Raw genomic sequence first — 26,796 nt, forward strand, 5'->3', positions numbered from 1 at the left:
TTCCGTTCACGTCACCTCACGCTTACGCAACCATGAAAAATCGTTTGCTCTTTCTTGGCCCTCCCGGAGCCGGCAAAGGCACCCAGGCCGCTCGGCTGTGCGATGCCAACAGCATGAAGCATCTGTCCACAGGCGATCTGCTGCGCTCTGAAGTAGCAGCCGGCAGCGATCTGGGCAAAGAAGCTGAAGCGGTGATGAACCGCGGCGAACTGGTAAGCGACGCCCTTGTGCTGGCGATTGTGGAAAGCCAGATGAAGGCTCTCACCACCGATGGCTGGCTGCTGGATGGGTTCCCGCGCACGGTGCCCCAGGCTGAAGCCCTCGAACCCCTGCTGGCCGAATTGCAGCAACCCATCCAGGCCGTGGTTCTGCTGGAGCTGGATGACGCCGTTTTGATTGAACGGCTGTTGGCCCGCGGTCGCGCCGACGACAACGAAACGGTGATCCGCAATCGCCTCGAGGTTTACCGCGAGAAAACCGCACCCCTGATTCGCTTCTACAGCGACAAGGGTCTCCTGGTTTCCGTCCCCGCCCAGGGCACAGTCGAGGAGATCACCAAGCGGATCGAGTCCGTTCTCGGTTGACCGGCATGGTAACGTTGCCGTTTGGAAATTTGGAGAGCCACGCCTCATGAAGGTGCGCAGCTCAGTGAAAAAAATGTGTGACAAGTGCCGGGTGATCCGTCGCCACGGCAAGGTCATGGTCATTTGCGCCAACCCCAAGCACAAACAGCGCCAGGGCTGATCCCCCGCTGTTCTGAAACATTCCTCGCCTCCAGGACTTCGGAGGCATCTGTCCTTTTCAACTAAACGAACGTGGCACGGATCGCCGGCGTTGACATTCCCCGCGACAAGCGGATCGAAGTGTCCCTCACCTACATCTACGGAGTTGGTCTCACCCGCTCACAGGCCATCCTGGCCAAAACCGGCGTGAACCCCGACATCCGGGTGAAAGATCTGGAGGACGGAGATCTTCAGAAGCTCCGCAACGCCATGGAGGAGTACACCCTCGAAGGCGATCTGCGCCGTCAGGAGGGCATGGCCCTCAAGCGCCTGCAAGACATCGGCTGCGTCCGTGGCCGTCGCCACCGCATGAGCCTTCCCGTTCGTGGCCAACGCACCCGCACCAACGCCCGCACCCGCCGCGGCGCGCGGAAAACTGTGGCCGGCAAGAAGAAGTAAGTCCTCTACATCCTTATCCCTGACTGCATACGGCCATGGCTAAAACCGTCAAAAAATCCGGCCCCAAGAAGGCCAAGCGCAACGTCCCGAACGGCGTCGCTCACATCCAGAGCACCTTCAACAACACCATCGTGTCCATCACCGACACCGCCGGTGAGGTGATTTCCTGGTCGTCTGCAGGTGCCAGTGGCTTCAAAGGTGCTCGCAAAGGCACCCCCTTCGCGGCTCAAACCGCTGCAGAAGCAGCAGCACGTCGCGCCCTTGACCAAGGCATGCGTCAGATCGAAGTGCTGGTGAGGGGTCCTGGCTCAGGCCGTGAGACCGCCATCCGTGCTCTCCAGGTTGCTGGCCTCGAAATCACCCTGATTCGCGACGTCACCCCTCTGCCCCATAACGGTTGCCGCCGGCCCAAGCGCCGCCGCGTCTGAACCGAGCTGATTTCCGTCCGGTTTCTCCCCTTACCCCGATTCAGACCGTGTTGCAGTACCAGATTGATCGCATTGAGCATCAGGTGGCCGAGGATCGCGCCCAGTCCGGCGTTTTCCTGATCGGTCCCCTCGAGCGTGGCCAGGCCACGACCCTGGGCAACGCGCTGCGCCGCGTGCTGATGGGTGGGCTGGAAGGCAGTGCTGTCACCGCCATCCGGATTGCCGGTGTCAATCACGAATACGCCACGGTTCCTGGGGTCCGTGAAGACGTTCTCGACATCCTGCTGAACTGCAAGGAGCTCACCGTCAACAGCCGTTCAGCCGAACTCGAGATCGGTCGTCTCGTGGTGGCTGGACCCGCTGAAGTGAAAGCCGGAGATCTTCAATTCTCCTCTCAGGTGCAGGTGGTGGACGCCGATCGTCCGATCGCCACCGTGGCCGACGGCCACAGCCTCGAGCTGGAAGTGCACGTTGAGCGCGGCGTTGGCTATCGCCCGGTGGATCGTCACAACGAAGAAACCAGTGCCATCGATCTGCTCCAGATCGATGCCGTGTTCATGCCCGTGACCCGGGTCAACTTCACCATCGACGAAACCGCCGTTGCCGAAGGCGGTTCGGCCCGCGAGCGCCTTCGGATGGAGATCGTCACAGACGGCTCCATTACCCCCGACGACGCCCTGGCTCAATCAGCCAATCAATTGATTGAGCTGTTCCAGCCGCTGGCCACGGTCACTCTCGTGGAGGAAGTTCCTGCTGAACCCGAGCCCTCGGCGGAAGCACAGATTCCTCTTGAGGAACTGAACCTTTCGGTTCGCGCCTACAACTGCCTCAAGCGGGCCCAGGTCAACTCCGTGTCTGACCTGATGGGCTTCAGCTACGAGGATCTTCTGGAGATCAAGAACTTCGGTTCCAAATCCGCTGATGAAGTGATCGAAGCCCTCGAGCGCATCGGCATCTCCATCCCCCAGAGCCGCACTTCTGCATAACTGCAGAACGGCCTGAACGTCCTTTTTCGTCTTCGTCACCGACAGAACCATGCGTCATCAATGCCGAGTTCCTCAGCTGGGACGTCCAGCTGACCAGCGCAAGGCAATGCTGCGCGCCCTGACCACCCAGCTGATTCGCGAAGGTCGGGTCACCACCACCAAGGCACGGGCCAAAGCGCTTCGCGACGAAGCCGAGCGCATGATCACCCTGGCCAAGGACGGCAGCCTCGCCTCCCGTCGCCGGGCCATGGGTTACATCTACGACAAGCAGCTGGTGCATGCCCTGTTCGACAAGGCTCCCAACCGCTACAGCGATCGCAAGGGTGGCTACACCCGCATCACCCGCACCGTTCCCCGTCGTGGCGACAACGCCGAGATGGCCATCATTGAACTGGTCTGATCAGACCTCACGTCAGTTCTGACGTTTGAACACCCAACCCTCGTCTGCAGGTCCTGAGCCAGCGTCCCTTCAGCGGATCGCGCTCAGCCTTCAGTACGAGGGTTCTTCGTTTTGTGGGTGGCAGCGCCAACGCAACGGTCGCAGTGTTCAGGCCGTGCTGGAGGATGCCATCGCCCAGCTTGATCCGCACCGACCGGTGCAGACCTTTGCCGCCGGTCGCACCGATGCCGGCGTTCATGCCGCCGGTCAGGTGGTGCACTTCGACTGCAGTGGGCCGATCCCAGCTCGCAAATGGGCCCCGGCTTTGAACGGACGCCTGCCAAGCACCATTCGTGTGCGCGAATCCGTCGCCCGTCCCCTGGATTGGCATGCCTGTTACTCCGCCACCTACAGGCGGTACCGGTACACGATTCACAACGGGCGCCGCCCCAATTTGTTTTTAAGCCCCTGGAGCTGGCACCGTTACCAACACAGGCTGGATGAGTCCCGCATGCGGGACGCTTTGAGCAGCATGCTTGGTCTGCACGACTTCAGTGCCTTCATGAAGGCAGGCAGCCGTCGCGCCCATGCCAGAACCACCGTGCAGGAGGTGCTCGTGGAGCGCCAAGGCGATCTTCTGCGGGTTGAGATTCAGGCCAGTGGTTTTCTGTACGGCATGGTTCGCCTGCTGATGGCCCAGTTGGTGGCCGTTGGCGAGCACCGTCTCAGTGTTGCCGCCTTTGAACAGCGCTGGAGGGAACGACGACGCCATGAGGTGAAAGAGGCGGCGCCGGCCACGGGCCTCTGCCTGCTTCGGGCTGGCTATGCCGAGCCCATCTTCACCAAAGCCGGCTGGTACGATTGTCAGCCGTGGTTTTTTCTGGCCGAGAGAGATCCGCCTCCGGATCCACCCTCAACGCCGGGATAAACGGGCCTCTACTTCGAAAGCTGCCCAACTCACTGGAGCTGGAGGGCCGAAGAGTAAGCTCGATCTTTAGCCCCGTCAGGTCCAGTTCTGGACCGACCCCTTTGCCCAGTTCCGCTTCTTCAGGCGGGACATAACCGAACCGGCATGCCGGCGCGATGAACAAGACCTCTCTCCCCCCGATTGATTCGATCGACCGCCAGTGGTACGTGGTGGACGCTGAGAATCAAACCCTCGGCCGTCTGGCCACTGAAGTGGCCGCCGTGCTGCGTGGCAAGAACAACCCCAGCTTCACCCCCCATCTGGACACCGGTGATTTTGTCGTCGTCGTGAACGCCGAGAAGATCAAAGTTTCCGGCCGTAAGCCCCAGCAGAAGCTGTACCGCCGTCACTCCGGTCGTCCCGGAGGCATGAAGGTGGAAACCTTCGAAGCTCTGCAGGAACGGATCCCCGAGCGGATCGTGGAGAAGGCCATCAAAGGCATGCTCCCCCACAACGCCCTGGGCCGCCAAATGTTCCGCAAGCTCAAGGTCTACAAAGGCACCGAGCATCCCCACGCCGCTCAGAAGCCCCAGCCTCTTCAGCTCAACCCCTCCGCATCCGCCCAATGAGCAACAACTCCGTCGTCTACTGGGGCACCGGTCGTCGCAAGACCTCTGTCGCCCGTGTTCGTCTCGTCCCCGGCAATGGAACGATCACCATCAATGGTCGTCCCGGTGACAACTATCTGAACTACAACCCCTCGTACATCGCAGCGGTGAAGGCTCCCTTGGAGACCCTCGGCCTCAGCAGCGAGTACGACATCCTCGTCAACGTTCACGGTGGTGGACTCACCGGTCAGTCCGGCGCCATCAAGCAAGGTGCAGCCCGCGCCCTGTGCGAACTGTCGGCCGACAACCGCAAGCCGCTGAAGACGGAAGGTCACCTCAGCCGCGACCCCCGTGCCAAGGAACGCCGCAAGTACGGCCTCAAGAAAGCCCGTAAGGCTCCTCAGTTCTCCAAGCGCTGATTTTTTTACCGATGCCAAAGCCCGACATTCATCCCACCTGGTATCCCGACGCCAAGGTGATCTGCAACGGCGAAGTGGTCATGACCACAGGCGCCACCCAGCCGGAGATCCACGTCGACGTCTGGAGCGGCAACCACCCCTTCTTCACCGGCACCCAGAAGATCCTCGACACCGAGGGTCGTGTGGACCGCTTCATGAAGAAGTACGGCATGGGCACCAAGAAAAAAGGTGCCGACTCTGCCAAGGCCGAGTCCAAGGCCTGAGGGTGAGAACGGGGCATGGACGCCTCGACCTTGTTCACACGGCTGGAAACAGCCACAGCCAGCTTCCGCAACCTCGAGCGGCAGCTGGCTGATCCTGATGTGGCCGCTGATCCGAAGCGGCTTGAATCGATCGCACGGGAGCGATCAAGACTTGAGCCACTCGTGCTCGACTTCGAGGAACTCCAGAAGCTCGAATCCGAGCGTGATTCCGCACGTCAGCTGCTGAAAGACAGTCGCGGTGACGCTGCAATGGAGGAGCTGGCGCAGGATGAGTTGGCCAGTCTCCAAGAACAGCACGCAACGCTGACTGAGCGGCTCACCCTGGCTCTGCTGCCGCGGGATCCCCGCGATGAGCGCAGTGTGATGCTGGAAATTCGTGCCGGCGCAGGCGGCGACGAGGCCTGTCTCTGGGCCGGTGATCTGGCACGGATGTATGAGCGGTACAGCCAAAAAGTGGGCTGGGCCGTGCAATCCATCAGCTGCACCGAGGCCGACCTGGGCGGGTTTCGCGAACTGATCCTGTCGGTGCGTGGCGACAGCGTCTACAGCCAACTGAAATTTGAAGCGGGAGTGCATCGGGTGCAACGGGTCCCGGCCACGGAATCCCAGGGTCGGGTCCACACCTCAACAGCCACGGTGGCCGTGATGCCCGAAGCCGATGCCGTGGAAGTTCAGCTCGACCCGAAGGATCTCGATATCAGCACCGCGCGTTCAGGCGGTGCTGGGGGGCAGAACGTCAACAAGGTGGAAACAGCTGTGGACCTTCTCCACAAACCCACGGGCATCCGCGTGTTCTGCACCCAGGAACGCTCCCAGCTGCAGAACCGGGAACGGGCCCTGGAGATCCTGCGCGCCAAATTGTTGGAGCGGGAGCAGGCGGCTGCCGCAGAACGCGAAAGCAGCGACCGACGCGCCCAAGTGGGCAGTGGTGACCGCTCTGAAAAAATCCGCACCTACAACTACAAAGACAACCGAACCACAGATCACCGGCTGGGCCGAAACTTCACCCTGGAACCTGTGTTGGAGGGCCAACTAGAAGACCTGATTGGTGCCTGCATCGCCGAAGAGCAACGTCAGAAACTCGAATCGCTGAGCGATCAGGCCGAGGCCTGACGGTCAAGCACCGATCACGTACTTCGCCCATTCCTGGTGATGACCGGAATGGATCTGGCGCCGGGCCTCAAAACTGAGGCTGCTGGCCGGTCGCCGCGGCACATGGCGCAGAGGCATGGCGGCTTCCTTCGGAGTTCGATTGCCTTTGCGCACATTGCAGCTGAGGCAAGCCGTGGTCACGTTCTCCCAGGTGTCGCTACCTCCCCGACTGCGAGGCATCACATGGTCGATGGACAACTGATTGTCACGACTGCCGCAGTACTGGCAGGTGTGGTTGTCCCGCTGGAAGAGGTTGCGACGCGTCAGGGGCAGCTGACGAAAGGGAACGCGAACGTACTGGCGCAGGCGGATCACCGTTGGCAGGTGGGTGCCCTGACGCAGTTGCCGACAGGGGTCGTATTCCAGACTCTCGGCCTTGCCCTTCAGCATCATCACCACAGCCCGTCTCCAGGTGGTGATATTGAGCGGCTCGTAGGACGCATTGAGAACGAGAACCTGGCCCATGCCAGCTCACTCAATAATGGTCATGCTATCTGCGATGTGAAGCTGTCTCGGTAGCGCCGAGCACCGCCTGTGATTCCGGAGCTGAATCCACGTCAGCGCGCCTGGGTGGAGGTTTCACCTGCAGCGATTCGGGCCAACGCCAGGGCGCTCTGCCAACACCTCGGTGCTCGTACCCAACTGATGGCGGTGGTGAAGGCCGATGGCTACGGCCACGGCGCCGAGACGGTGGCACGGGCTGCCCTTCAGGGGGGAGCCACCAGCCTTGGCGTAGCCACGCTGCAGGAAGGCCTTGAGCTGCGGCGGGCCGGGCTGGAAGCACCAGTGCTGTTGCTCAGCAACCTCAATGAACCGGACGACCTGCGCACTTGCCTGCACTGGCGGTTGATGCCCACCCTGAGCAGCCTCAGGGATGCCCAGCTCTGCAACGCTCTGGCAGCCGACAGCGGTCGGTGTTTCGACGTGCAATTGAAGATCGACACCGGCATGGCACGGCTGGGCTGCTCCCTCAGCGAGGGACATCAGACCGCGGGGGAGATGAACAGCCTGGAACACCTCAATCTGGAGGGCATCTACAGCCATCTGGCCTGTGCCGATGAGCCGAACGATGCCTTGACCAGCCTCCAGCAGGAGCGCTTCGTGGGCATGCTCTCGGCCCTGCCCCAAGCGGGTGCCGGCATCACCCGCCATCTGGCCAACTCGGCAGGGACCCTGCTCAACCGGGAGCTGCACCACGACCTCGTGCGCGTTGGATTGGCCCTGTACGGCCATGCCCCCGCCAGTCATCTGAGCAACGTCATTCCCCTGCAACCCGCGCTGGCGGTTCGTGCCCGGGTCAGCCTGATCCGCGACGTGCCCGCCGGCACTGGAGTCAGCTACGGCCATCGCTTCATCACCCAGCGCCCCACGCGGCTTGCGGTGGTCGGGATCGGCTATGCCGATGGTGTTCTGCGGTCCCTCAGCGGGCACATTCACGCACTGCATCGCAATCGCCAGCTGCCTCAGGTGGGAGCCATCACCATGGACCAGCTCCTGCTGGATGCCACCGATGCAGCTGAGCTGGAGCAAGGCGACATCGTCACTCTGCTGGGCCAGGACGGCGACCTGGAATTAAGCCCTCAAAGCTGGAGCGACCACTGCGATTCTATTCCCTGGGAGATCCTCTGCGGTTTCAGACGACGCCTGCCACGCGTTGAAGTCTGACCAATCGCCCAGCACTTGGTACTCTAGGTGAGCCGCTGGAGAGGTGGCTGAGTGGTTGAAAGCGGCTCCCTGCTAAGGAGTTACAGGAGGCAACTTCTGTCGAGGGTTCGAATCCCTCCCTCTCCGTTCAAGTTCATGAACTCAATCCGCCCGCTCCTCGGAGCTGGTGAATTGGTTGAGTTGCCGTGCCAGCTCGGGCAAAAGCGATGCGTCCCTGGCGCGATCAGGCCCCGTGGTGAACACCACAAGCAAGCTGGGCGGCTGCTGTTCAGACGCCTGGAACCAGGCGGCGTCATGACGGGCCTGACTCATCCAGCCGGCCTTGCTCCACAGCAGAGCGTCCTCAGGTAAGCCCTCACCGAGAAAGCCATCCACCTGGTTTTCAGGATCAGCGCGACGCTGCTTTTGATCGAGCGAGCGCCGCAACAGACCCTGCAGCCGACGACAGGCCGGTGGCGACACCACCGCACCGGTCATCACAGCCTCCAGCATCCGGGCTGTCGCAACCGTGGACAAGCCATTGCGGTTGCCGTTGTCGGCCCCATAGAACATTTTCTCCCGGCCATAGGGACCATCACCCCAGGTCTTCTGGCAGCAATTCACCGCCTCAAGTTCCGGCCAGGCCAGGCTCTGCAACCAGCCATTGATCAAGCGACGCTGCTGCGTCCAAAGCTCCCAGCGTTCGCCATGGAGGGCAGGGCCACTGGTAGTGCCTGTGAGCAGATCCACCACAAGCCCCGTGGCATCGTTGCTGGAGTCGGCGATCATGTCGCACATCGCGCGCCGCATTTCGTCGCTCTCAGGGATCAGGTCACGCTGCAGCCACTGCTCAACGGCGACGGCATAGAACAGCTTCACCACGCTGGCCGGATAGAGGATCCGGTCTTGGTTCCAGGAAGCACCACGGCGCTGACCCGCCTCCGGTGCAGCGTCGTCGTACCGCACCCAGGTGATCGCCAGGCTGTTGCGCAACCCCGGGCGACCGTCGGCATCGAGCCCATCGAGGGCCCCCTTAAGCCAAAACCAGCAACGTTTCAGACTTGAATCCAAGACAGCGCGCCTGACTGAAACTTTCATATGCGCCGAGTCAGATCACGCCTGAGCTCTGTTCAAACAAACATTGAAGAGACTGGCCGACTTGGGGAACCGGCAAGTGATGTTGTTGACCGTCATCAAAAACCAGAAAAGCTACGCGCCCATCTGCAATTACATTAGATAGGGAGAAAGTCGCATAAATATATAAAACAGAAGCTCGAGCCGACAATAGAATACCTAGCAAAGATTAGCCAGAAGAACTACGCCATACCAGACAAAAGAACAGGGCTACAATAAAGTCTACAAACAAATAAACGACAAGAAGTAAAGGCGTAAAGCCTCCAGAAACAGGACGCAGAAGCGAGGGATACTGGCGAAACAAGACATGGAAAGACTCGATTAATAATGATAAATAAATAAATAGCTAAAAAGAGAAGCTAGTCGATAAAATTAGGACTAATCGGACAGATGAGACAACTTCAAAAGGCAAGCTAACCGCGAAGAGATAAATCAAATACAAAAAGAAGAGGGAGGCAAAGGGCCATACATTAGAAAGATAAACAGGGTTGACAAAGCAAAAAACGCTGCTATAAATAGCTGGAAATGGACAATTTATGCCGCGATGAGTCCAACACCACCCAAAGACCGAAGGGCTGTCCTAAATTTTGAGGGTAAGCGTTATAGTTTAAATGAAATGCCTGACGAACTCAAGAGACTTGTTCGTGGCCTTCAAACAGCTGAGTCTCAACTAAAACACGCACAAGATCAACTAAGAGTTGTAGCCGTCGGCAGGCAAGTCCTTGCGTCACAGCTAAAACGGAAGTTAATCGATGTAACACCTTGCGAAGACTAAGTGAAGAAGGCCAAGGGAAAGAAAATAAGACCAATTATATACTTCATTAATTCAAATAAAATCTTAATTATTACAGTAACAATAGCAACATCTTTCTGGAACGTTCCTAAAAGAATAACAAACTATAAACTACCAGCTTACAAGGATAAAAGCAGTTTTGAGATAATACAAGAGCCGAGAAGACTCCAGGAGGATGAAATAAATATTGCTACAAGCTATGGGTTTAAAACAGCAAAGATGATGATGGACAAAGGAGATCATGAATTTAAACCAGAAGTAATGATAGACAACCTAGGCAACAAGATGTATAAATATAAACTCAAGGAGGGTGAACAGGCAAAATCACCAAAACAAATAGAAGAGCATGCTATTAAGACGAAAAAGAAGATCGCAATGCATCGTGAGACTATAAAGTTACTTTTAAAAGAATTAAGGGATATAGGCGTGACCGTAGCAATCGGAAATCCTAGAAAATTAGGCGCAGCAGCGGTGTGGAGTCCCAAGAAGCAAACAATCAAAATTTCACCAGACAAAATGGAACAAGGATCATTAGCAGTACTTAGAGTGCTTAATCATGAAGCAATTCATGTCGCCCAGAGCTGCAAAAATGGCGGAGTAAATTACAGAGTTACGCCATTAGGTGTTGATATATCCCCCAGAAAGATTTACCACACCCAGATGAATTCAAAAATCTATTCAAATGCAAGCCTTGACGTCAAAAAGGCTGAGAAAGAAGCTTATTCATATGAATACTCAAGCCAATCAGCAATTTATTTTATCAACAAATACTGCAAGAGAAAATAATAAGGGGTAAATACTAGGATATGTTATTTACTAGAAGAACTATTTCTAAGCCAACGCAATCTCATTTCGCAAACTGCGATCGAAATAAAAGAACCTTGAAGAGCACCAATAAGCCATTGATGAAAAGTTGAATTTGTTCCATTGCTTATACCATAGGCAATGATGCTAATAGTAAACAGCCAAGCAAATCGCAATATCCAAGGTTCGCCTTGACGTACCCTTGAGGCTAAATTAAATGCAAGCAAAGACAGAACAAAGATAATATAAAGATTCATCTATCATCTCGAAAACGAGAGAAGTAACGGAAACAGAAGGCAGATAGTCGGTTGCGTCTACGTAATTGGTTTGTCGCTGAAGGGAAGGACATATCAGTTGAAACCGACATAGACATATTTGAAGAGGAACCCACCCTGGCAGAATACAAATCTTGCATAAAACCCAATAAGACTGCAAGGGTTTCATTATCTAGGTCAAAGAAGGCTGCTAACAATCTGTAGAAGCTACCATGCCTATTTGAAGAAGAAGCTAAGAGAGTATCAATCTCAAAATCGATGAAAGGATAAGTCATCTTAACACCATTAGCCGGATCAATATAATATCGATACATGTAACGCTTACCCGTACATTCGGATCTAACACGCCGTATACAACCTTTAGACAATAATCTTTTTAAAACTCTGGATACGTGGGGCTGATCAAGCGAAAGGGCTTCTTGCAAATAAGTTGATGATATTCCAGGAGAAACAATAATAAGTCTAATAATTTCAACTTCTGACTTCGAAAACAGATCAAAGACATTATTCAAGAGATCTAAAACGGTAATGATCTACATATATCGAGGTAGGAAAGGCTAGACTGCAACAACAAATACCAAAGTGGACAACGATAGAAACACAATTGGTGAGAATGATTATCAATGTGCTGAGCACTTGTTCCATCGCCAACATAAGGTATATACAAGAGTAAATGTATATACGGTGATCCAAGATGCAAAGGTGAGAAAAGGCTAGGCTTAAAAAAAACGATGCTCATTCTCAAAAGCATGTACCTCATACATACAGTCACAAGAATCAATCTATAGTTGATCCAATGACATGGTGGCAACCGAAAAATGAGCCGGTATAATTAAGAGAGCTCGTATATACGAGAAAAAGCATTAAATGGTCAAACAAAATTATGGGGAAATTAACGAAGAAAATATAGAAGAATTAAAAGCTTTTAGTGCAAGATTCAAACTAAGTACACTAGATTCATTTAAACAAGTATGCAAAGAACAAAGCAAACAGTACACAAAGGTATTAGAGTCACTTGCTGAGGCATATATTGAATCTAAAGGTAGCTTACAACTCGCGATAAGCCTTGCACTAAGAGATCAATGCAGTCCCCAAGAAATAAGTAATATTCTCGGAGTGCAATTAGATGGTATCAACCAAAATGGAGAATTAAGTGAAAGGATAGAAGAAATAGAACAGAGAGCAAATGATACTTTGATGCAAGTTGAGGACAGTAAAAGTCTTATTGATCTAAAGCTAGCATCAATGGAGGAAATGATTGCAGAAATGAGTTCAAATAATGAAAGGACAAGGGTGGAATTTATGGGCAATAAATCGATTATGGAAGGTGAGACTAATGATGTCAATATTGTTCCACCTAAGGATTGGAATGAGCTTGTAGGTCGTTTTATGAATTTAGAGGATTCAATTCGTGGAGAAGATTCAGGGCTTGAGATACGAGTGGAGGTATTAGAGAGTATTGCGGAAGAACAGGGATTTTCGGTTCGCTGGGAAGAGGGGATTGACGGAAATGGACTTTCTAGTGAAGAAAGATCTTTTGAGGATTTTGAAGAAGTTGATATGAATGAGGTACTTTAATGGATCTGGATAAATTTAAAAAAATATTAGCGGACACTGGTAAAGAAGATAAGTGGCTACTTGAGTACTTAGCAAATACGGGGAGCTGGAGGCCTGTTATTTATAACATTGCCCAGGAAGAGCTGCTAGAAAGAATTGACAATAAGTCCAAGCAATATGTTGATTTTACCGAAAACCAAAAAAAAGATCAGGGAAGAGAAGGAGCACAAGATTTAAGACAAAAGTTTATAAAAGAAAAATGGTTAAAGCCACAGTTAAATGATTACTTTTATAAACGGAAGCGTGATTTAGACCAAGTAGTGTACTCAATGCTAAGGTTAAATGATATTGGCTTAGCAGAAGAATTGTACCTACGGTTGAAGAATGAGGAGGCTGAGATTTCAGAACTAGCTTACGAATATTCACTAGGGCCAGAAAAATATACAAAAGGTATTGTCGGGCCGATGCCGTTGAGCAAGACAAATGAACAAGTACGTGCAATCTCAACTAAGGAAAATATTGGCAAGCTAAATAAGCCATTAGTTATCCAGAAAACGATAGTGATAGCGGTTGTTGAGCATATAATAGAGGCATCGCTTACATCAGAGATGGAAGACAAACTTATTGAAGAGCTATATAATATTGAGCTACAAAAAGCAGTCAACAAAATCACAGAATCGCCATGAAAGAAGAGAGAGACTCTAAAGCCAACGTCAATGAATCAAGAATATTAAAACTAATTGAATATTTTCAACCATTCAAGGAATTAGATAAAAAAGAAAAAGTCTTCTTATCGCAGAACTCATCGTTAGTCAAAGGAAAAATTGGACAGACACTATTGAGAGCCGAGGAAGCGACAAAGTATATATACTTAATCGTGGAGGGAAGAATAAGGATTGTCGGAAAAGATCTTAGAACGGAAGATATTGAGACAATAGAATTATGTGGCCCTGGTCAATCAATTGGATGGGTAGGGGTACTACGTGGACGAAGCTGCGAAACAGCATTATGCTCATCATCAGTTATAGCACTGAGAATAGAGAAGAATATCGTATCTCAGATCTTCACAACATCAAGCGTGGCTAGAAAATACTGGAGTAGTCATGCTGCTAAAGCAGAATTGTTTGAAGCGACATCAACAGTACTAAAGAGACATCCAGACTGCAAGATTAGTACATTAAGTATAATTGAGAAAGCACTTTCGTCATACAGAGTTTGCCTTGCTAGTGAAAAGAACTCAAATGAGTTAGAAAGAATCGATTATTTGTGGTATGTAAGCGGAGGTCAAGCGCATGGAAAAATTTTAGATGACAACTTAAGTTCTCTATTCAAAGATAGAAAGGCTTGTCGTCTAGTCGGAATCAATAAGTCAGAGTTAAGAAAATACTTGGCGGGAGAAGATCTTGATATGACGCAGAAAGAGGCAGCTGTTCAGCTCTTCGATGAAATAAGAGATCTTGAAGAGGCAAACTTAGAAATTATTGAAGAAGATATAGAACCAGAATATATTGAAAAAGAAGATGAGGTAGAAATAACTTACAGGAAAGGAAAAGGACCAGTAGAAGGCTCCGCAGCGTGCTTAAGAATGTTGTGCGAAACACTAGGTTTACCAATCAAACGGGAAATGATTTTAAGAATTTTGCAAGATCAAACAAGAAGATATGGTGGGATTACACTACCACTTGCTGGTGCAATCTGCGAAACACTTGGATTGAGAACTCAAATCACGACTTGCAATGCAAACGAGATTCACAAATTAGAACTACCTGCATTGATGATATTAGAGTCAGAGCTCATAATGATTGCTTCCGCCAGCAATTCAAACTGCAGGATTGCGGTGCCAAGCAAGGGTATAGCCGATCTTGAATTAGAAGACCTAATGGAAGATGAGAACGCTATACAAATCCTTCTGACAACAAAAACAGACCAGACACCCGAAGATAATTTCAGCCTTAAATGGTTTTTACCATCTCTAGGAAAATATCGAGTAGTGCTTGGTGAAGTACTATTATCATCTCTCTTCGTACAACTTTTTGGCTTAGCCAATCCTCTATTGATTCAGCAAATCATTGATAAGGTAATTATTAATAATGCGCCTGGAACTTTAGCAACTCTCGGAACCCTATTAATACTATTTGCTATAATAGAAGTAGTCCTTCAGAGCGTTCGGACATTTCTGTTTGTTGATACAACAAACAGAATTGACGTCGCACTAGGCAGTAAAGTTATTGACCATATGCTGAAACTTCCTTTAAAGTTCTTTGACAAAAGGCCAGTAGGTGAACTGTCAAATAGGATTGGGGAGCTTGAAAATATAAGAAAGTTCCTTACAGGCACTGCTCTAACCGCTGTTCTGGATGCTGTTTTTGCACTTCTATATGTTTTTGTCATGATAATTTATAGCTGGCAATTAACGCTCGTAACAGTTGCAGTGATTCCCGCATTAATAGGTGTCACTTACTATTTCTCCCCAAAAGTACGAAAACAAATTCAAGCAAAGTCAGTTGCAGCGGCAAAGACTCAATCACATTTAGTTGAAGTGTTATCTGGGATTCAGACAGTAAAGTCTCAAGGAATTGAACTACGTACGAGATGGAAATGGCAAGACTTATATGTCGATTATGTGTCAGATGGTTTTGGAAATACAGTCATCGGAACAGCAAACAACTCGATCAGCACTTTGATAAACAAAACTTCAAGTTTAATGGTTGTATGGATGGGAGCTGCACTTGTAGTTGAAGGGAAGATGACCATGGGGGGAATGATTGCATTTAGGATGATAGCTGGTTTTGTAACAAGTCCAGTACTAAGGCTTTCGCAAATCTGGCAAAATTTTCAAGAAATCAACTTATCTATGGAGCGCTTGGGAGATATATTAAACCATCCACAAGAAACAGGAATAGACGAACTAAAAAAACCAATGGTGCCGAATCTTGAGGGGGACATTGAATACCAAGATATCTGGTTCAGATACAATCCCTCAGCTCCTTATTTGTTAAAAGGATTAAATTTGAAAATACCTGCGGGTTCATTCGTAGCAATAGTGGGACTCAGCGGCTCAGGGAAAAGTACAGCGACAAAACTGCTGCCAAGGCTGTATGAGCCAGAAAAGGGAAAAATATTAGTCGACAATATGGATATATCTAAGTTAGAACTTTACTCACTTCGAAAACAAATTGGGATTGTCCCTCAAGATACTTTGTTGTTTGATGGAAGTATTCATGAAAATATAACGCTTACAAATCCTTCGGCTAGTCAAGATGAAATTGATGAAGCTGTAGAAATAAGTTGTTCAGATGAATTTATCAGAGATCTACCAGCTAAATATGACACAAAAGTTGGTGAGAGAGGCTCAAATTTATCTGGAGGACAAAGACAACGGTTGGCCATTGCGCGGACCATATTGCAGAAACCAAGTGTACTAATTATGGACGAAGCAACATCAGCACTTGATTATCAAACAGAAAGGCGAGTTAGCGAAAACCTGATGAAGAAACTCAAAGGACAGACTGTTTTATATGTCACACATAGATTGTCGTCAATTGTGAACGCAGACATAATTGTGTTGATGGGTTCAGGGGAGGTAGTGGAAATAGGAAATCATGATGAACTTCTCAGCAAAAAGGGGGCGTATCACAGCCTATTTACCCAACAAGCTGCTAAAATGGGATAAAGCAAAGTCCTAAAATGGACTCTCAACTATCTAAACCACAGCAGAAAAAACCTGCACCAAAATTTAGGACAAACAAAAGACTTGGGCTAGGCAAGCAAAGTCTTAAGTTTTCTAGAAGTATTATTTGGATCATGCTCGCTGGTTCAGGTATTGCACTGACCATCGGTTTTGTGGGCAAGATGGACGAAACAGTACAAGTAAGAGGTGTTATTGAATCCTCTGAGGGAACAGAGACAGTTGTTTCACCTTTAACGAAAGTAGTTAAAGAGGTCTTTCTAGAAAATGGTGAATATGTTAAAGCCGGAGATGTAGTTATGATTTTAGAAAATAAGGAGGAAGTGAGACAGGCAACAAAAGCTAAGTCGGTCTTCAGAGAAAAAGAAATCGAATTAGCCTCGTATCAATTAAGGAATAAAAAGAATCTCATACCAGATGAATTTGAAACATTTTCAGTAGAGGATCCAAAGGTCCTGGCTAAATTGCAAAGACGTGCAGATTTTATAGAGCTACAAGACAAAATTAAAAACAAAAACTCACTTTCAGATCTTGAACAAGCAAATTATTTAGTAGAGCAAGCTAGAAGAGCTTTAACAAACAAAAAGAAAGAGCTTGAATTTGCAAAGGACATAAGCGAACGTTATCGAAAACTTGCAGATCTTGAAGCTGTATCTGAACTGCAAGCTCTTGAACAAGCAAACAAATTCAATAGTCTGCAGGCTACTGTAGACAGTATGACTATGGAATTGAAAAAAGCTGAAAATCGGGCAGAAATGCAATTAATAATATCGGACAATACAACTGGACGAACTGATCTTGATGCTGAAAGGTTAGAGATAACAGCTCTAGAACAGCGAGCATCAGCATTTAATCGATTATCAGAACTCCGCAATCGAATAAATCTAACCATAGTCAAAGCAAGTGTGTCAGGTAAAGTATTTAATCTTGGAAAGTCACCAGGTCAGTTAGTATCAACTGGCGAGGAACTATTTCAAGTAATTCCTGATGATCTAGATATTGCGAAGCTTACCATTCCAGATGTAAATGTAGGAATGCTTGTGCCTGGAATGCCTGTAGATCTTCGTCTAGATGCATACTCATTCTCTGATTTCGGTTCGTTAAAAGGAAGACTATATGAAATAGGAGGTGGCATGATGCCACCAGACAAACTTTCACCAAGAGCATCCTACTTCCCTGGCAAAGTCTCTTTAGAAGATCGTTTTGTAAAAATTGCAGGCAAACAAATTCCACTTAGATCTGGAATGGCAGTAACTGCAATGATAAAAACTGGGGAAAAACCGCTCATCTCGATGATCGCTAAAATCTTTGATAAGCCACAAGTTGAACAATTTTAGATAGTGCTAAAACTTGAAAAAATAATATTGTTGAAATAGCCTTAAGCAATCAAATTGATATCCTCGGTAAAAAATGATTGATGTGAAGGCGCAGTTGTTGATTCTATATAGCCAACCATGTTGAGATTCCCCTGACCAGTAATTTGCATTAACATATCCGTATCATCTAAAAGAGCAAAACCCTCGTTATGCTGCGTATTTCCAGAAAAGAAAAAATCGTTGAATGTTGTGTTCAGCAATATCTGTTGGTCCATATTGGCTTGAGTATCTTTATATGAATAGAGATCTTGTTCTGGGACAATACTCGAACCAACGTCAACTAAGCCTATACTCTTACCTCTCAAAGCGACAGAATCTCCCTCCATAATATTAAAATCAAGAATACGTGGTATCTCCAACATTGTTTGACCGCTTATCAAGCCTTTCTCAAAATCTGAAAGCTGATCAAAGACTCCAAGGCTAATTGCATTATCTAAATCAATAACAAAGATATCACTTCCTGCACCACCATCTAAAATATCAGCTCCACCGTTTGAGAGAAGCAGATCATTACCTTCGCCACCAAAAAGAGATTCGGAATTAGATGTACCAAATAAACGATCATCACCATCATCGCCGTATAAAGAGGTAAGTAGAGAATCTCCTATCAGATACAGGTCGTCGTTGTCATTTCCGCCGTGAATCGAGCTTCTCTGAGCGCCCTCTACAACTAAAACATCATTGCCATCACCACCCATCAGAATAGAATCGCTCAGTGCAACATCTTCAAGTACAACCTGATCAAACAAGTCTTCAAGGGTATCTGGGGTATCAAGCTGTGTAGAAATATTGCTACTGAGAATTAAAGTATCATCCCCTCCACCCATATCAAGAAGGCTAAAATCCATTGCAACACTCGAGATATGACCATCAATTTCATAATCTACAGCCTCAAAGATTGAAAGATTAACCTCAGTCTCGGCATGAACCTTTAGGGTATCAGACTGATTGCCAAGAAGTAACTTGGATTTCTCAAGAACACGAGTATGGTGCGATAAATCAATTTCAGCAGAATTACCCGTAGAAGCAATATTAACATCATGATGATTCTCTGCCATTAACAAGGTTGGCTTACCTTGAGAATCACCTTCCATGACTCCAAAATCAATAACGGAGTCACGTATAAGAGTCACAATTTCATTGGTAGAGACATTTGCAGTGCCTTCAACAGCAAATGCATTTGTTTCACCTTCATGAGTAGCCTGTAAATCAAGACCCTCCAAAGAACTGAAACTCTGTGGAGTAGATAGATCGGGGATGCCAAAATATTGCTCCACAAGTCCAGTCATTTGACTATCTGTAATTTCTAAATCACTCTCCTGCCAAACAGCAGATGCACTACCGCCTTCGTCAGCACTGCTATCAGCAGAAAGCCTTTTATGTAATTGATTCCTATAACCATCGAAGTCAGAGTCTGTGACACTAGAGGTCGTAAGACCATCTAAAGATTGATCACTATGAATAACAGACAACACCTCTTGTGATGCTCCACTATCGCGAATCTCCTCATTACCAGAAGAGACAATACTAATCAGAGTATTTACTGCCGCAGAAGAAACTGCTGTCGTTCCTTGCTCTTCGTAAATTTTGAAAAATGAACTTAAATCATCGGTCTTGGTAAGATCAATAGAATTTAATTGACCCTCGGCATTAGTGGCAGAACTAATAAGATTAGTGGCTATAGAACCCAAACCAGTAAACTCACCATCATCAACAATTTCATCCGAGACATACCCAAGATTATAAATTTGAGCAGCTTTTACTTTATAGTCAGTAGCAGCATCAGCATTATTAAGGACTTCAGCCTCTGAAAACGGGTTATACGTCGAAAAATTTCCAATAACATCTGCATCCAAACCTAAAAGAGTCATGATTTGTGCTTCTGCCATCTCAGAAGTTATTTCATGCCCCTGTTCTTCAAGACCTTGCTTTAAGCCTTCAACAAGAGTCGTCATAGGACTGATCATATAATCATCTTGGTCTTCATCAATACCGACAATTTGAGCCAATGATGCCATCATTGAGTGTCGATTCAAAGATCCAGATACAGTATCAGTACCACCAATAATATGAACTGTATGATCAAAGTCTGTGCTCAAAGAAAAAGTCTCGCCATCCGAACGGATTAAAGATACATCTTCTTGCCATTTATTGGCGCTAAGTGGGTCTTCAAAATTAAAGTCAAAATCGAAATTGCCTGAACTATCTGTAAATGTGTACCAATCAGAAGGGTCAAAGTAGCCATTATTATTAAAGTCAATATAAACAGTAGCTCCATCTAAAGGTCCCTCGATAACAGTACCTGTAATTGGGTTGATGTCAGGATCGACTGGATCGACTGGATCTACAGGATCGACTGGATCGACTGGATCTAAAGGATCTACAGGATCAACAGGATCGACTGGATCGACTGGATCGACTGGATCTACAGGATCAACAGGATCGACTGGATCGACTGGATCTAAAGGATCTACAGGATCAACAGGATCGACTGGATCGACTGGATCGACTGGATCGACTGGACCTAAAGGATCTACAGGATCGACTGGATCGACTGGATCGACTGGATCTACAATCTCGGATTCATCAGCTGGCTGAGAGCCTGTGGAAGTTTGTCCCTGAACGGAAGCGAATGTATCTCCTAATTCTGTCTGCACAGTCCCGGGAATTGGAGAAGGCAATAGGATGCCTGGTGGAACCGTATAGTTCGTAAGTGGAAGGTCTACTGAAAAGCCAGCAATAATTTCTTTGGGTGCTGAGATGACAATTTCAGGGATAGAAGGCAATTGCCGTGCTGCTCTTAAAACCACCTCATCAGTCGTGATTGTGTCCGAGGACATATCGCTTGGTAAGCCCCTGGTAATGTTCCAATTGGGACGAACATTCTTGATACTTTCATCACCACCTATTGAGGCTTGAGCCTCTTGCTGAAGCACTAAAGCTATCAGCAAACCAATGGAAGCCGCAGTCAACGCACCTTCCAAAGTGAGACGGTTCACTCCGGAATCAAGATTAATGTCTTTGATTTTCCGCTTTCGATTACGAGCCATCAGCAACCAGTCCACTCAAAATTCCACCAAGGCGACTCAGCCGTTGATCGAACCAAATCAACAAGAGCAAAACGTGAATAAGACGAATCACCATCCCACTCTGAGGGGGCGCACCCTCCTGAAGCACGACTGGCAACGGACGTAAGGGATAACATCCAACTTCTGTCGAGCAAGAAAGTCAGGACCAGAGCCATAAAAGCGTCATAATTTTGATTAGCACTGCTTATACAACAAGGCCGCGATCGACATTCTTGTACCCAAAAGCACATATTTTGGCTAGCCAAATAAGCAGTAAGTGCCGTCCGTATAGACAGAAATATACGTACAATACGTCCGTATACCCTGAAAACCTGGCACGCCAAAATATCACCCAAGCGAGGCTGCAACTGGCAAAAAGAATATTTCCAAACCGGAGGCTGCTTTCTCACCGAATGGCTTGAGATATCCACTATTTTGATCCAAATCATCCAAGCCGTCAACACCTTCATGCAACAACTACGTATATTTGCGTGTACACAGCCTTGGCCTAATGATTATCAAAGTGAAATTTTTTGAAAACACAAAGGTTCAGATATTTTTTTATTAGAAGTAAATTCCTAGCAAAAGCCAGTAATGACAGTGGTTTTGAGCAACGGTGGATTACCGCCTTGCCGGCCCGTTTCAATATTAAGCACTTTTTTTGATCTAACTTTTTCCAAACTTTGTCTATACGCTCAAAACAAGCACGATGCCTGCACTGACGCGTTGAAAGGAAATCACAAGACCTATCAATGCGTATCTATACACAGCAATGCAGAATTTGCGGCCAAAATCAGACCGAAGTAAGGCATGACAACAGATACCTAAATACGAGGACAGCATCCGGTCGAAGCAGCATTCTGTGTATACAAGAAAGCAACATAAGGAAGTATGTACGTCATGCATTCACGAACCGCCGGTGATGAAGTCATAGTGTCAAGGTCAGCAGGTTGCACTGCACACTCTTTTTGAGGATCACTCGTGGCGGGCGACTCAGTCATCTACGAAGAGCTACGCGCTGAGGGTGCTTCCGTTAGTGGTGCAGAGACTGGTGGAGACTTTCAGGTTTCCGGTGCTGTCAATGCTGATCTGAGCTCTGAGGCCAGCAGCACAGAACAGACGAGCTCATCAACTTCGGTTATAGAGCTCTTCGGTATACGCCTCGAAGATTTAGAAGACGAGGCCACTGGACAAGTTGTTGAAGCGCTGGTCAGCGGTGGGGATGCAATTCTGTCGTCAGCTGTCGATGCCGAAAGCAGCAGCAGCAGCAGTTCAGTTGACGGCATCTCTGAAACGTCTTCATCATTTGATGTCGTTGGCGTAGGTGGTACCAAGGCAAGTACTGCGATTGAGGCGAATGGATCTTTAAGTAGCGATATTGATTTCGATCTAAGTAGCACAGCAGAATCAACTCATAGTGATTCCGCAGTAGTTATCGGCGGTGAACAATTCAGCGGTTCAGATTTTGAACAAATCAATGTTGGAGGCAACTGGGTTGCAAGCAGTGACATAGCCGGGAGTTTTATTGGTTCAGCAGAGTCTGCTGTTGGAGACGCTGACGTAACTAATAAAATCGATGCAATACTCGGATCCAGCACCACTGAGCTGCTTGTCAAGGGTTCATCCCAAATAGACAACAACGCTGACATTTCACTTAACTACACCAGCAGTAGCCAGAGTGGTGATGCATCAGCCACCTCTGATCTACTCCAATTACTGGGTCTTGAAATCGATGGAGCATCCAATGGAGCCACCAATGCAGAGATCGGCGGCAGCCTTGAGTTAGATGCCGAAACCAAGGCTGCCATCAATGAATTGGCAACTAGCGAATCCGGCAATGCCATAACTGCATCTGTCATCCACGATGGTGGTGGCATCAGCTTGGGAGGAGCTACAACCGATGCTGGTTTCGATGCCGATGCAAGCTTAGAGTTCAACATTGAACAGACCTCGCGCAGTAACGGAAGTGACGCTAGTGCTTCAAGCACAGTTACTGAGAGTGTCGCAGTTGAAGCTGATTCTCAGCTCCAAAGTGGTGGCGACACCTCCATCACGGCAGATCAAAACGTAATTGTTGAACAAAATGCTCACAGCATCAATGGAGCATCTACTACTGCCTCAAACGGCGGCAACCAAGTTGGCATTGAACTTGGAACACAAGAAGCTGGCGGACAAGTTCAGCTCGTCGTTAATAACTTCCTTGGGGGAGAAGCTGAAGCAACCAGTGTTCTTGCAACAGCAAGCACAGAAGAAATCCAGAATTATCTTGCTGGCCTTGAAGCAGAAAGCTTAAATTCTGGCTCGGGAATCAGTTCTGAAGCCGATACTTCTCTAGCTTTCAGCGGCAATTCGGTCAGCACCGAAGACAACGCAACCAGTCGTGGTGCGGTCAATTATGTGTACGGCGTTGATGCAGAATCAACGGCTGGTAATACCATCAATTTTGATGCTTCAGCATCAACAACTCTCCAACAATTAGCGGCAACTATTGCAGGTGATGCTCAAGCTATTTCAGAACTTGGAGAACAAGAAGCCCTCGCGATCACCACACTGTTGAGCTCTGGAGATACAAACCTGATCGGTGATGCGTTGGCATCATTGATGGGTGATGCAAGCAGCGTTGATGGAACGGCTGAGAGTCTTTCTCAACTCTCAGCCCTCCTTGGCCTGCACTCTGAAACTATTGAAATCGAAGGCGATGCTGAACTCCTTGCGAACCTCGGTCTAACTAGCAGCAACGATGCAAGTTCCTTGACTGGCGATGCAATGGCCAGCACCAACGCAGGTAACGTCGAAGGTTTTTCAGTTGATCAACTTGATGCAGATGGAGAAATCACTCTTGAAGGTAATATTGAAGCCGATTTAAACCTTTTGGCTTCGTCAGTTGACGGAACGGCAAATTCAGAACTAACGCTTGACGAGCTTTCTGCTCTCAACGGTGTTCTCAACAGTGATAGCGATGCAGCATTAACACTCACTTCAGACATGAGCGTGTCTGTTGAGAGCTCGAGCTTCTCAGATGATTCAAGCGCAAGCTTCAATGCAAATCAGCAGTCCGCTGCCTCAGGGGTTGAAGCGGTTGAGGGTTCAGTAAGCAGCGGATCATCTCTGAATTTCGACGCTGATTCAGACTTCGATTTGGCGTTAGATGCTTCCAGTGTCGATGGTGATGCAAACCTGAATGTCGCGGCCATTGACGGTGAAAATTCCGTTGAAATAAGCGGTCTCAATGATCTTGATCTCATCAGCACATCTGACCAAGATACCTTCATTGACGTCAACAGCACTATCAATGCCACTGCGAGCACTCAAGAAGGAAAAGCGACTGCTGCTGTAGCAGTTGACACGGTTGCAGCCGATGCAGGCAGCATTTCCTCTGATCAAGATGGAAATATCGATCTGAATGCAAGCAACGCAATTAATCTCATTGCCAATACTTCAGGTAGCGACAACGAAGACGAAGCAAACTTGTCTTTGGATTCAACTGTGTCGGCTTACCGCGGGGACGCTGGTGATTCGATTGAAGTGCGTGATAGTGGAGAAATCAGTCTTGACTCCAATAAGGTCGTTGAGCTTATTAGCGCTGCAGAAGCTGGTCAAGCTTCGATTACGGCTGAACTTGAGTCAATTGGCGCTTCTCTCGACGATACTGGAATTATCAGTCTGGATGGAACAGGTGACATTTCTGGTTCCGGTCTGCTTCAAGCTGAACTAACATCTCAGAGCTTTAGCGGCAGTGTTGACATCAACGCGAATCTTAAAGGTCGAGGTATTCAAGGTGGAGAAGTTCAAGGTGGTGGCCTAGAGGGCAGCATTAGTGGAAATAGTGAAGTCGATATCAGTCTGTTGGGTCTCACCCTCTCTGGTGACAGCTCAAATATCAGCGAATCAACCAGCGTTGGCTTGGATGATTCAATTCTCAGTAGCGGTTACGGCACAAGCGGCATACGTGGAGAAAGTCAGCAGTCCATTGACACCCTGAGCTCCACTGAATTAGGCAATGCTACAGCCATACATGCAAGCAAGAGTGTTGGAATTCTTGCTGACGATGCGACATCAACTGTCGTCACTTCAGACTCCGATGTTGTGGCGATTGCGCAAGATAGTAGTTACGTCACAGCCATGACAAGCCAAGGCCAAGCCAGCAGCCAAAGTAGTTCCGAGACTGTGGGGATTTCAGGTGCTGAAGTGATGCTCTACGGAGAAGGAAATCTAGTTGTTGAATCCAACTCGAGCGCCACAGCGTTAAGCTCGAGCAACGAATGATTACCTATACTTTCAAAAAAATTAGTCATAGGTCCTGGATTCGGCGTAGATCACAATTATGAGCATCGAATCAATTCCAATCTCCCGAGATTCATTAGGTCGCTTTCAAGAAAAGAAAACACCCCGGGCCAAAAGAGTTGAAGTCTGGCTGGAACCGCAATTAATTTCCAGGGTAGACAGCTTGTGCGAGCTACTGAAAGTTGGTCGGGGGCGCATTATTCAACGCCTGATGGAACGACTTCTCCCAAATGAAAACCAACCGGCAGACCACTTATCTCCTGGATCTTCAATAACTCGACTCGATTATCAAGGGAATGAAAGTAACTCAATGGTCTTGGCACGACAAGGTCACCTCTTACTTACGAGTGGGCCCGAACCCTGGTTGGAGTGGGAAATTATTCAAGGCTGGAATTTGGCCGTTAGACGCTCTCCACTGGAACTCGCTGGCCCGAGCCTTGAGCATTTCGTAGCCATTGCCGAACCCGCCTTGCTTAGCACTGGTTTTGATTTGGAAGACCAGTACATAAAGCAGTTACTCAACCACTGCAAAACATTAGGGGAAGCCGCCAAGCCACAGATAGAACAAGAAGACGACATCGAGGTGCTGCCCTGGCCTGGTTCTATCCAACCCCTAGAGGGGTTGTCAAACCCTCTGAGGTAGAGGTAACGTAAGCAAAAGGCTTTAAGGCTGTGGAGAGCGCACTCTCAGCGATTTCCGGCAGCATGCTTCTTGACTCGCTTGACGAGGCAGAGGTTCTAATTGACCAGACGACCAACGACAGTGTCGAGCTGCTTAAGGGGGTATCCATTTCTCCGAAGATGGTCATGAAGGAGTTATCGAGAGTATTAACAGAATCAGCTGACTTATTAATCGTTTTGACCCAAGACTTTGGCATTGAGAAATTGGACGATATTCTACAGCAAAACCCTGAACAATTAATGGTCGCACCTCTTCTTGCCACCTAAGATACTAAGAATTAACGCATAATTAGTACTTTAAACATTATGTGCTTACGCCAACGATTCTCCAAGGCAATCGGAAGGCAAGGCAATAATTAGTTATTGCTTTAAACAAATTACTTGCTTATCCGAAACATCACCCTAACTCAATTCAAATATAATTAGGTGGTCTAAAGATCTTTATTCCATCTCAGGCCCTCCGAGCATGGATAGGCGAGCCATGTTACTCATTGGCGCGAAAGCTGTCCAAAAGGTCGAAGAATAAGCTAATTGAAATCTTTTATAAGCAACCCCAATCAGTTACAGGCTAATGATTCAGGATTGGTTCCCGACCACTGTGGGCTGGCTGCGCTCGACCACAGCTTATCTCTATCAATACGACATAAGCCAGAAACTGTATAGATGATGGTACCCAGGTATGCACAGGCTCCAAAGAATAGGTAGTTAGTCCAGGTTTCATTCACTCAGACAAGAATTCGCAGAGCCTACAAGCAATACAGGCTCCAACTGCGGCAATACTGACAAATTCGATTTTCTCGAATTAGTTTCTAGAGATGCATCCTGTTGTGGGTGCATCCGAACTGAAGCTTTTCAACTTCTGAAGACGATGGCTGCTCCTACCTCTAACGACGTACCAGGTTGGGAATCCTTCTCGTTTGACAATGTCAGCGCCGCTGGTCTTCAGAACGTCGACGTTGTCGTTGACGCTGATGCCACCGTCCAATCCGAATCCAATTCCTCCTCCGCCGCTTCCGCTGACAACGTCACTGGAAACAGCGGTGCTGTTTCTACGACAGTTTTCAACTCTGGACTTCAGACAGACAGCACTATTGAAGTAAGTGCAGACGCTGGCGTCCAGGGTCTTGCGGGTACGACCGCTGCTTCCTCAGCAAGTACCTCCGATGGTG

The 26,796-nt window shown here is 48.6% G+C and carries 27 protein-coding genes and 1 tRNA gene; 23 read left to right on the top strand and 5 right to left on the bottom strand.

Annotated features, from left to right (window positions below; translation table 11 throughout):
* Nucleotides 1–32 precede the first annotated feature (32 nt).
* The 11 genes from NCN05_RS12025 (at nt 33) to prfA (ending at nt 6,284) form a co-directional block, all read left to right on the top strand.
* Complete coding sequence (locus NCN05_RS12025; RefSeq protein ID WP_115132355.1) at nt 33–584, top strand: adenylate kinase; 552 nt, start codon at nt 33–35, stop codon at nt 582–584.
* A 46-nt stretch (nt 585–630) separates the two neighbouring features.
* Nucleotides 631–744: a 50S ribosomal protein L36 gene (gene rpmJ / locus NCN05_RS12030; RefSeq protein ID WP_006850859.1), complete on the top strand. Its 114-nt coding sequence runs from the start codon at nt 631–633 to the stop codon at nt 742–744.
* A gap of 71 nt (nt 745–815) precedes the next feature.
* A complete protein-coding gene (gene rpsM / locus NCN05_RS12035) occupies nt 816–1,181 on the top strand; it encodes a 30S ribosomal protein S13 (RefSeq protein ID WP_006850466.1) in 366 nt (121 codons plus the stop codon).
* A 35-nt stretch (nt 1,182–1,216) separates the two neighbouring features.
* A complete protein-coding gene (gene rpsK, locus NCN05_RS12040) occupies nt 1,217–1,609 on the top strand; it encodes a 30S ribosomal protein S11 (RefSeq protein ID WP_006850182.1) in 393 nt (130 codons plus the stop codon).
* Nucleotides 1,610–1,656: 47 nt separating this feature from the next.
* On the top strand, nt 1,657–2,595 hold the full coding sequence (locus NCN05_RS12045; protein WP_114987249.1) for a DNA-directed RNA polymerase subunit alpha: 939 nt from the start codon (nt 1,657–1,659) through the stop codon (nt 2,593–2,595).
* A 49-nt stretch (nt 2,596–2,644) separates the two neighbouring features.
* On the top strand, nt 2,645–2,995 hold the full coding sequence (gene rplQ / locus NCN05_RS12050) for a 50S ribosomal protein L17 (protein WP_006851925.1): 351 nt from the start codon (nt 2,645–2,647) through the stop codon (nt 2,993–2,995).
* Nucleotides 2,996–3,020: 25 nt separating this feature from the next.
* Nucleotides 3,021–3,902: a tRNA pseudouridine(38-40) synthase TruA gene (truA, locus tag NCN05_RS12055; protein ID WP_250398233.1), complete on the top strand. Its 882-nt coding sequence runs from the start codon at nt 3,021–3,023 to the stop codon at nt 3,900–3,902.
* A 155-nt stretch (nt 3,903–4,057) separates the two neighbouring features.
* On the top strand, nt 4,058–4,510 hold the full coding sequence (gene rplM, locus NCN05_RS12060; RefSeq protein ID WP_114987243.1) for a 50S ribosomal protein L13: 453 nt from the start codon (nt 4,058–4,060) through the stop codon (nt 4,508–4,510).
* Nucleotides 4,507–4,908 carry a 30S ribosomal protein S9 gene (rpsI, locus tag NCN05_RS12065; RefSeq protein ID WP_006849745.1) on the top strand — a complete coding sequence of 134 codons (402 nt, stop codon included), beginning with the start codon at nt 4,507–4,509 and terminating at the stop codon, nt 4,906–4,908. Before rplM ends, rpsI begins: the two co-directional genes overlap by 4 nt.
* Before the next feature lie 11 nt (nt 4,909–4,919).
* Nucleotides 4,920–5,171: a 50S ribosomal protein L31 gene (rpmE, locus tag NCN05_RS12070; protein WP_006851595.1), complete on the top strand. Its 252-nt coding sequence runs from the start codon at nt 4,920–4,922 to the stop codon at nt 5,169–5,171.
* Between the two features lie 15 nt (nt 5,172–5,186).
* Nucleotides 5,187–6,284 carry a peptide chain release factor 1 gene (gene prfA, locus NCN05_RS12075; protein WP_250398234.1) on the top strand — a complete coding sequence of 366 codons (1,098 nt, stop codon included), beginning with the start codon at nt 5,187–5,189 and terminating at the stop codon, nt 6,282–6,284.
* Nucleotides 6,285–6,287: 3 nt separating this feature from the next.
* On the opposite strand, the gene NCN05_RS12080 is transcribed toward prfA, so the two are convergent.
* A complete protein-coding gene (locus tag NCN05_RS12080; RefSeq protein WP_250398235.1) occupies nt 6,288–6,788 on the bottom strand; it encodes an HNH endonuclease in 501 nt (166 codons plus the stop codon).
* Nucleotides 6,789–6,857: 69 nt separating this feature from the next.
* Here NCN05_RS12080 and alr point away from each other — a divergent pair, with 69 nt between their 5' ends.
* Both alr and NCN05_RS12090 read left to right on the top strand, forming a co-directional pair.
* Nucleotides 6,858–7,988, top strand: a complete 1,131-nt coding sequence (gene alr / locus NCN05_RS12085; protein ID WP_250398236.1) for an alanine racemase — start codon at nt 6,858–6,860, stop codon at nt 7,986–7,988.
* 37 nt (nt 7,989–8,025) lie between these two features.
* A tRNA-Ser gene (locus NCN05_RS12090) sits at nt 8,026–8,114 on the top strand.
* Nucleotides 8,115–8,129: 15 nt separating this feature from the next.
* Here NCN05_RS12090 and NCN05_RS12095 read toward each other — a convergent pair.
* On the bottom strand, nt 8,130–9,038 hold the full coding sequence (locus NCN05_RS12095; protein WP_250398237.1) for a serine hydrolase: 909 nt from the start codon (nt 9,036–9,038) through the stop codon (nt 8,130–8,132).
* A 607-nt stretch (nt 9,039–9,645) separates the two neighbouring features.
* Between NCN05_RS12095 and NCN05_RS12100 the strand changes: the two genes are divergently transcribed.
* Nucleotides 9,646–9,876, top strand: coding sequence for a DUF6447 family protein (locus NCN05_RS12100; RefSeq protein WP_250398238.1), 231 nt, complete (start codon nt 9,646–9,648; stop codon nt 9,874–9,876).
* Nucleotides 9,877–10,680 carry a DUF8637 domain-containing protein gene (locus NCN05_RS12105; protein WP_250398239.1) on the top strand — a complete coding sequence of 268 codons (804 nt, stop codon included), beginning with the start codon at nt 9,877–9,879 and terminating at the stop codon, nt 10,678–10,680.
* Nucleotides 10,681–10,951: 271 nt separating this feature from the next.
* Here NCN05_RS12105 and NCN05_RS12600 read toward each other — a convergent pair whose 3' ends face one another.
* Entirely contained in the window at nt 10,952–11,485 is a 534-nt protein-coding gene (locus NCN05_RS12600; RefSeq protein WP_350223295.1) for a MarR family transcriptional regulator, read from the bottom strand.
* A gap of 355 nt (nt 11,486–11,840) precedes the next feature.
* Here NCN05_RS12600 and NCN05_RS12110 point away from each other — a divergent pair, with 355 nt between their 5' ends.
* From NCN05_RS12110 to NCN05_RS12125, 4 genes are read left to right on the top strand one after another with little or no spacing between them, the layout of a single operon-like run.
* Complete coding sequence (locus NCN05_RS12110; protein WP_250398240.1) at nt 11,841–12,551, top strand: hypothetical protein; 711 nt, start codon at nt 11,841–11,843, stop codon at nt 12,549–12,551.
* Complete coding sequence (locus NCN05_RS12115) at nt 12,551–13,216, top strand: hypothetical protein (protein WP_250398241.1); 666 nt, start codon at nt 12,551–12,553, stop codon at nt 13,214–13,216. The genes NCN05_RS12110 and NCN05_RS12115 overlap by 1 nt, the downstream gene beginning before the upstream one ends.
* Nucleotides 13,213–16,203: a peptidase domain-containing ABC transporter gene (locus NCN05_RS12120; RefSeq protein ID WP_250398242.1), complete on the top strand. Its 2,991-nt coding sequence runs from the start codon at nt 13,213–13,215 to the stop codon at nt 16,201–16,203. Before NCN05_RS12115 ends, NCN05_RS12120 begins: the two co-directional genes overlap by 4 nt.
* Nucleotides 16,204–16,217: 14 nt before the next feature.
* Nucleotides 16,218–17,555 carry a beta-barrel domain-containing protein gene (locus tag NCN05_RS12125; RefSeq protein ID WP_250398243.1) on the top strand — a complete coding sequence of 446 codons (1,338 nt, stop codon included), beginning with the start codon at nt 16,218–16,220 and terminating at the stop codon, nt 17,553–17,555.
* A gap of 41 nt (nt 17,556–17,596) precedes the next feature.
* On the opposite strand, the gene NCN05_RS12130 is transcribed toward NCN05_RS12125, so the two are convergent.
* Nucleotides 17,597–20,659: a calcium-binding protein gene (locus NCN05_RS12130; RefSeq protein WP_250398244.1), complete on the bottom strand. Its 3,063-nt coding sequence runs from the start codon at nt 20,657–20,659 to the stop codon at nt 17,597–17,599.
* Between the two features lie 351 nt (nt 20,660–21,010).
* Nucleotides 21,011–21,136, bottom strand: a complete 126-nt coding sequence (locus NCN05_RS12560; RefSeq protein WP_284500708.1) for a hypothetical protein — start codon at nt 21,134–21,136, stop codon at nt 21,011–21,013.
* A gap of 507 nt (nt 21,137–21,643) precedes the next feature.
* Here NCN05_RS12560 and NCN05_RS12135 point away from each other — a divergent pair.
* The 4 genes from NCN05_RS12135 to NCN05_RS12150 all read left to right on the top strand — a co-directional run.
* A complete protein-coding gene (locus tag NCN05_RS12135) occupies nt 21,644–24,928 on the top strand; it encodes a beta strand repeat-containing protein (RefSeq protein WP_250398245.1) in 3,285 nt (1,094 codons plus the stop codon).
* Between the two features lie 58 nt (nt 24,929–24,986).
* Nucleotides 24,987–25,589, top strand: coding sequence for a hypothetical protein (locus NCN05_RS12140; RefSeq protein ID WP_250398246.1), 603 nt, complete (start codon nt 24,987–24,989; stop codon nt 25,587–25,589).
* A 29-nt stretch (nt 25,590–25,618) separates the two neighbouring features.
* Complete coding sequence (locus NCN05_RS12145) at nt 25,619–25,894, top strand: hypothetical protein (protein WP_250398247.1); 276 nt, start codon at nt 25,619–25,621, stop codon at nt 25,892–25,894.
* Between the two features lie 601 nt (nt 25,895–26,495).
* Nucleotides 26,496–26,796, top strand: a 301-nt coding sequence (locus NCN05_RS12150; protein WP_250398248.1) for a hypothetical protein, incomplete at its 3' end; no start/stop codon positions are given.

The organism is Synechococcus sp. MU1651 (assembly GCF_023630635.1).
Lineage (GTDB): Bacteria > Cyanobacteriota > Cyanobacteriia > PCC-6307 > Cyanobiaceae > Parasynechococcus.